General features: G+C 61.7%; 1 protein-coding gene and 1 pseudogene. Both read right to left on the reverse strand.

The annotated features are described in order from the left end of the window. Window positions 1–385 (reverse strand): annotated as a pseudogene (locus QM600_RS29445) (heparin-binding hemagglutinin); the annotation flags it as partial. Between the two features lie 23 nt (window positions 386–408). After that, window positions 409–891, reverse strand: coding sequence for a helix-turn-helix domain-containing protein (locus tag QM600_RS29450; RefSeq protein ID WP_283265313.1), 483 nt, complete (start codon window positions 889–891; stop codon window positions 409–411). Window positions 892–911: the final 20 nt, after the last annotated feature.

Raw genomic sequence — 911 nt, forward strand, 5'->3', positions numbered from 1 at the left:
TGCGGATGCGCTCGACTGCATCTTCGCCACGCTCAGCGAGGGAGTTGTACAGATCGCCGGCAACCTTGAGGTATGCCTCGGCGACCTTACGGAGCTCTTCGGGTGCAAACTTCTCGCGCAGCTCGGCGAGCTCCTCGGGCAGCTCGGCCGGCAGACCGGCGAGACGCTCACGAAGTGCCTCAACGCTTTCAGCGACGTCGCCCTGCACTGCAGCGAACTTTTCGCGGGCACCGTCGACGCGGCCGGTGACATCGTCCTGACGGGTCTCGGCGCGCTCACGAACCTGTGCGACGACGTCGGCAACAGCCTGGACGACGAGGTCGCCGGCGCCGACTGCGGCGAAGAGCGAGGTCTTGACGCTGTCGATGGTGGTCTTGTCAGTCATGGTGTTCTCCTTGTGAAAGTTCTTTAGTCCGGAGTTGTGGTCTGGGCTGCGGCTGCAGTTACGGATGGGCCAGCCGGCCGCGTCGACTCGTTCTCCCGACAGAACGAGTCGTAAATCTCGAGCAGTACTTGCTTCTGTCGCTCGTTGATGGCGGTATCGGCAATTACCGCGTCACGGATCGGACTGTGTGGCCGTTGCTCGAGGTACCCGGCTTGGACGTAGAGGACTTCCGAAGACACTCGGAGTCCTTTTGCGATTTGCGCGAGTACGTCGGCGGACGGTTTCCGTAATCCTCGTTCGATCTGACTGAGGTACGGATTGCTTACACCGGCGAGCTGCGCGAGTTGGCGCATCGATACTTGCGCGGCTTCTCGTTGTGCACGAATAAACCCCCCGATATCGTGTGCCGCAGAGCTGACGACGCGTGCTGCCAAGTCGCTGGCTCCGGCTGCGGCACCGGATGATTCACGTTCTCCGTCATCGGAGTTCGTCGACTTCGCTGGCATTGCGTCCTCCCTTTCCAGTG

This window comes from Rhodococcus sp. IEGM 1379 (assembly GCF_030056815.1).
GTDB lineage: Bacteria > Actinomycetota > Actinomycetes > Mycobacteriales > Mycobacteriaceae > Rhodococcus_F.

What these genes read in the sequence shown, in the direction of transcription:
- QM600_RS29450 (WP_283265313.1), bottom strand. Translation starts at nt 891, where the DNA reads ATGCCAGCGAAGTCGACGAACTCCGATGACGGAGAACGTGAATCATCC.